Origin of the sequence: Streptomyces palmae (assembly GCF_004684805.1) — a bacterium.
GTDB classification, from domain to species: domain Bacteria; phylum Actinomycetota; class Actinomycetes; order Streptomycetales; family Streptomycetaceae; genus Streptomyces; species Streptomyces palmae.
In genome coordinates this window covers 1-5,816 of record NZ_SRID01000414.1, presented here as the reverse complement: position 1 = coordinate 5,816, position 5,816 = coordinate 1, and the positions used below count along the sequence as shown (strand labels likewise).

At 75.6% G+C, this 5,816-nt stretch carries 2 protein-coding genes; both read right to left on the bottom strand.

Annotated elements, in window-relative coordinates; translation table 11 throughout:
- Nucleotides 1–3,030 (bottom strand): type I polyketide synthase (locus tag E4099_RS28055; RefSeq protein ID WP_135341930.1); only part of this gene is annotated, 3,030 nt, incomplete at its 3' end.
- Between the two features lie 29 nt (nt 3,031–3,059).
- The coding region (locus tag E4099_RS28050) for a type I polyketide synthase (RefSeq protein ID WP_135341929.1) at nt 3,060–5,816 on the bottom strand (2,757 nt) is incomplete at its 5' end.

Genomic DNA, 5,816 nt, shown 5'->3' with positions numbered 1-5,816 from the left:
CCCGCCGCGCTCCGGCAGCACCAGCGGCGCCTGCAGGGTCAGCTCCTCCACCCGGCCGCACCCCACCTGCGCACCGGCCCGCAGCGCCAGCTCCACCAGCCCGGTCCCCGGCACCAGCACCGTGCCCCACACCGCGTGGTCGGCCAGCCAGGGGTGGGTCTCCAGCGACAGCCGACCCGTGAACACCGCGCCGTCGCCCTCGGCGAGCTCCATCGCGGCGCCCACCAGCGGATGCCCGGTCGCCGCGAGCCCGATCGAGCCCGCGTCGCCCGCGCCCGCCGACCGCACGGCCCAGAAGCGCTCCCCCTGGAAGGCGTAGGTGGGCAGGTCGACACCGCCCGCGTCGGGCAGCAGGGCGGCCCAGTCCACCGGGAGGCCGTGGACATACGCCTGGGCGAGCGAGGCCAGCATCCGCCGCGTCCCGCCCTCGTCGCGGCGGAGCGAACCCACCACCAGGGCGGGGACCTCGGCGTCCTCGGCGGTCTCCTCGACCCCGATGGTCAGCACGGGGTGCGGGGTGCACTCGATGAACGCGTCGTGGGCGTCCGCCAGCAGGCCGCGTATGACGGGCTCGAAGCGGACGGGCCGGCGGAGGTTGGTGTACCAGTACTCCGCGTCCATCACCGCGGTGTCCAGCACCTCACCGGTCACCGTGGAGTGGAACGGCACCTCGGACGCCCGCGGCGCGATGCCCGCCAGGTCGCCGATCAACCGCTCGCGGATCCGCTCCACATGCTCCGAGTGCGAGGCGTAGTCCACCGGAATACGACGGGCCCGCACCCCCACCGCCGTCTGCTCCTCGACGATCTCCTCGATCGCCCGCGCGTCTCCGGCCACCACCGTCGAGGACGGACCGTTCAAGGCGGCGACGGACAGCCGGCCGTCCCAGGGCACCAGCAGCTTCTCCACGTCTGCCACCGGCAAGGGCAGCGAGGCCATCCCGCCCTCGCCCGCGATCTCCAGCAGGGCCCGCGACCGCAAGGCCACCACCCGCGCCGCATCCTCCAAGGACAGGGCACCCGCCACACACGCCGCCGCGATCTCACCCTGCGAATGACCCACCACCGCGGCCGGCTCCACCCCCGCCGCCTGCCACACCCGCGCCAGCGACACCATCACCGCCCACAACGCCGGCTGCACCACATCCACCCGCTCCAACCCCGGAGCACCCGCAACCCCCCGCACCACCCCCTCCAAGGACCACTCCACGAACGGCGCCAACGCCCGCTCGCACTCCCCCATCGCCTCACCGAAGACCGCGCTGGAGTCCAGCAACTCCACCGCCATCCCCGCCCACTGCGACCCCTGACCGGGGAAGACGAACACCGCGCGGCGCTGCCCGGTGCCTTCGCCGGACACCACATGTGCGGCTCCGGCGGTCTCTCCGGCCGCCAGGGCGCGCAGGCCCGCCAGCAGTTCCTCGCGGTCGCCGCCGACCACCACGGCGCGCTGCTCCAGTGCGGCGCGCGAACTCAGCAGGGAGCGGCCGACCTCGGCGATCCCCCACTCGGGGCGCTCCTCCACCGCCGCCAGCAACCGCCCCGCCTGCGCCCGCAACGCCTCGCCGCCACGACCCGACACCACCCACGGCACCACGCCGGGCCCGGCGACCTCCGCGTCCGCCTCCGGCGCCGCCTCCATCGCCGGGGCCTGCTCCACGATCACATGCGCGTTGGTGCCGCTGATCCCGAACGAGGAGACCGCGGCCCGCCGCGGACGACCCGCCTCCGGCCACTCCCGCGCCTCGGTCAGCAGCTCCACCGAGCCCGAGGACCAGTCCACATGCGGCGAGGGCGCGTCCACGTGCAGGGTGCGCGGCAGCACCCCGTGCCGCATCGCCATCACCATCTTGATCACACCCGCCACACCGGCGGCGGCCTGAGCGTGCCCGATGTTCGACTTCAACGACCCCAACCACAACGGCCGATCCGCCGCACGCCCCTGCCCGTAGGTGGCCAGCAGGGCCTGCGCCTCGATGGGATCGCCCAGCTTCGTCCCCGTACCGTGCGCCTCCACCGCGTCCACGTCCGCAGCCGCCAACCCGGCCGCGGCCAGCGCCTGGCGGATGGCGCGCTGCTGGGCGGGGCCGTTGGGCGCGGAGAAGCCGCTGCCGCCGCCGTCCTGGGTGACCGCGGAGCCGCGGATCACGGCCAGCACCCGGTGGCCGTTGCGGCGGGCGTCGGAGAGCCGCTCCACCAGCAGTACGCCGACGCCTTCGGCCCAGCCGGTGCCGTCGGCTCCGGCGGCGAAGGACTTGCAGCGGCCGTCCTTGGAGAGTCCGCCCTGGCGGCTGAACTCCACGAAGCCCAGGGGGCTGGTCATCACCGTCACGCCGCCGACCAGGGCCAGCGAGCACTCCTCGCGGCGCAGCGCCTGGGCGGCCAGGTGCAGGGCGACCAGCGAGGAGGAGCAGGCGGTGTCGATGGTGACGGCGGGGCCTTCCAGGCCCAGGGCGTAGGCCACCCGTCCGGAGACCACGCTGCCCGAGTCCCCGGTCAGCACATAGCCTTCCAGTTCGGTGGGGACCTGCTGGAGGCGGCTGGCGTAGTCCTGGTGCATGACGCCGGCGAACACGCCGGTCCTGCTGCCCCGCACCGACGCCGGGTCGATGCCGGCCCGTTCGAAGGCCTCCCAGGAGGTCTCCAGCAGCAGGCGCTGCTGGGGGTGCATCGCGGCGGCCTCGCGGGGGTTGATGCCGAAGAAGTCGGCGTCGAAGAGCGGTGCGTCGTGGACGAAGCCGCCTTCGCGGACGTACGAGGTGCCCGGCACCGCGGGGTCGGGGTCGTAGAGGGAGTCGACGTCCCAGCCCCGGTCCTCGGGGAACGGGGTGATGGCGTCGCGGCCGGCGGCCACCAGGTCCCACAGGTCCTCGGGGGAGCGGACATCGCCCGGGTACCGGCAGGCCATGCCGACGATGGCGATGGGTTCGGAGATCGCCGCGGACAGCTTGCGGTTCTGCTGCCGCAGCTGCTCCGCCTCCTTCAGGGAGGCCCGCAGTGCCCGGACGACGTCTTCGCTGCTGGTGGTCATGGAAACTCCGAACCTGGGATCGAACGGTGTCAGTTGTCGCCGAGGGCTACGCGGACCAGGCTCGCCAGGTCCATGCTGTCCAGGGATTCCGCGAGTTCGCCGCCGTCCTCCCCGGGGGCCTCGCCCGGGGTGCCGGCGGTGGCGGGCCCCGCGGCGGCGTCGGCGAGGCCCAGCAGGGTCTCCACCAGCCCGGCCTCCTGGAACCGGGCCAGCGGGATGGTGGCCAGGGCCGCGCGGAAGGCGTCCTCGTCGGTGCCGGCGCCGGTCGCCGGGTCGCCCGCGGCCTCGGCCGCCGGCGGGAACAGCTCGCGGTGCAGATGGCCGCCCACCGCGGACGGGGTGGGGTAGTCGAAGATCAGCGTGGGGCTCAGGCGCAGTCCGCTGGCCGCGCTGAGCCGGTTGCGGAACTCCAGGGCGGTGAGCGAGTCCAGGCCGAGTTCCAGGAAGCCGCGGTCGGGTGCGATCGCGTCCGCCGAGGCGTGCCCGAGCACCGCGGCCAGCTGGCTCCTGGTGAGGTCGAGGAGTTTCCGCTGCTGTTCGGCCGGCGCGAGGGCGGCCAGCCGCTCGCCCAGGCTGTCCCCGGTGTCCGGCGCGGTGGTGCGGGCGGCGGGGAGGCGTATCAGGCCGCGCAGGATCGGCGGCACCTCGCCGCGCTGCCGCATGCCCGCGGTGTCCAGCCTGGCCGGCACCAGCAGCGCGCGGTCGGCGGCCAGCGCGGTGTCGAACAGGGCGAGCCCCAGCGCCGATTCCAGCGGCAGCAGTCCGGTACGGCCGAGCCTCCGCACATCGGTGGCGTCCAGGTGCCGGGTCATGCCGCTGGCCTGCGCCCACAGGCCCCAGGCCAGGGACACGGCGGGCAGTCCGGCCCCGCGGCGCAGCTCGGCCAGGGCGTCCAGGAAGGCGTTGGCCGCCGCGTAGCTGGCCTGCCCGGCGTTGCCGAGCACCCCGGCGGCGGAGGAGAACATCACGAACGACCGCAGCGAGGCGTCCTGGGTGAGCTGGTGGAGGTTCCAGGCGGCGTCCACCTTGGGGCGCATCACCGCCGTGAGCCGTTCGGGGGTGAGCGAGCCGATCACTCCGTCGTCCAGCACGCCCGCCAGGTGCACCACGCCGGTCAGCGGGGCCTGGGCGGGGATCCGGGCCAGTGCGGCGGCCAGTTCGTCGCGGTCCGCGGCGTCGCAGGCCGCCACCGTGGTCCGGGCGCCCAGCTCGGCGAGTTCGGCCCGCAGTTCCGCCACGCCCTCGGCGGCCTCCCCGCTGCGGCTGAGCAGCAGCAGGTGCCGTACCCCGTATGCCTCGGCCAGATGGCGGGCCACCATCCGGCCCAGCCCGCCGGTACCGCCGGTGATCAGCACGGTGCCGTCCCCGAACGGCGGACCGGGCTCGGCGCCGTCGGGGTCCGCGGCCTGGTCGGGGCGGCCGGTGCCGGGGGCCGGCTCCGGCCGGGCGAGGCGGGCGGCGTAGCCGCGGCCGGAACGCAGGGCGATCTGCGGCTCATCGGAGGCGAGGACCCCGAACAGGGCAGCCTCCGACCGCTCGTCCCGGTCGGCGTCCACCAGCGCCAGCCGTCCGGGGTTCTCCGACTGGGCCGAGCGGACCAGACCCCATACCGTCGCCAGGGCGGGGTCGGGCGCGCCCTCGCCCTCTCCGGTGACCGCCCCCCGGGTGAGCAGCACCAGCCGGGAGTCGGCGTACCGCTCGTCGGCGAGCCAGCCCCGCACCAGTTCCAGGGCGCGCTGGGCGGCGGTGTGCGCGGCGCGCGCGGTGTCCTCGGCCGGGTCGGGGGCCGGTGCGCCGAGGGGCACCAGGACGAGTTCGGGTACGGGAGCACCGGCGCCGACGGCCTCGGTGAGCGCCGGCAGATCGGCGTACCGGGGCAGATCCCCCATGCCGCCGGTCCACGCCGACCCGGCCGGGCCGAGCAGCGCCATGCCGGGGGTGGGCGCCGGAGCGTCGGCCGTAGGGGCGGGGAGGGCTGCCCAGTCCACCAGGTACAGCGAGTCCTGGGTACGCCGGCCGGCGGCCTCCAGTTGCCCCCGCGCGGCGGGGCGCAGGGTGAGCGATCCGACCGAGACCACCGGGCGGCCGGTGTCGTCGGTCGCGGTGATGGACAGCGTGTCGGAGTCCACCGACAGCCTGGCCCGCAGCACACTGGCGCCCGGCCCCGGCAGCACGACATCGCTCCAGGCGAAGGGGAGTCGTACCTGGGTGGCGCCGTCGAGGAGGGCGGCGTGCAGCACGGCGTCCAGCAGCGCCGGGTGGACCCCGAAGCGCTCGGCGTCCTGCTGCTGCTCCCGCTCCAGGCGCACCTCGGCGAACACCTCGTCGCCGCGGCGCCACATGGCCCGCAGGCCCTGGAAGGCGGGCCCGTAGTCGAAGCCCACCTCGGCGAGCCGCTCGTACAGATCCGCCATGCCGACGGGCTCGGCGCCGTGCGGCGGCCAGGCGGCGGCTGCCGGATCCGGCTGCCGGGAATCGGCGACCGGGGTCAGGAACCCGCCGGCGTGCCGGGTCCAGGGCTCCTCCCCGGCGCCTGTGGAACCGTCCTCCGCGACGGGTTCGGGCCGGGCGTGGACGGTGACGGCGCGGCGTCCGTTCTCCTCCGGCCCGCTCACCCGTACCTGGACCCGCACCCCGCCGCGCTCCGGCAGCACCAGCGGCGCCTGCAGGGTCAGCTCCTCCACCCGGCCGCACCCCACCTGCGCACCGGCCCGCAGCGCCAGCTCCACCAGCCCGGTCCCCGGCACCAGCACCGTGCCCCACACCGCGTGGTCGGCCAGCCAGGG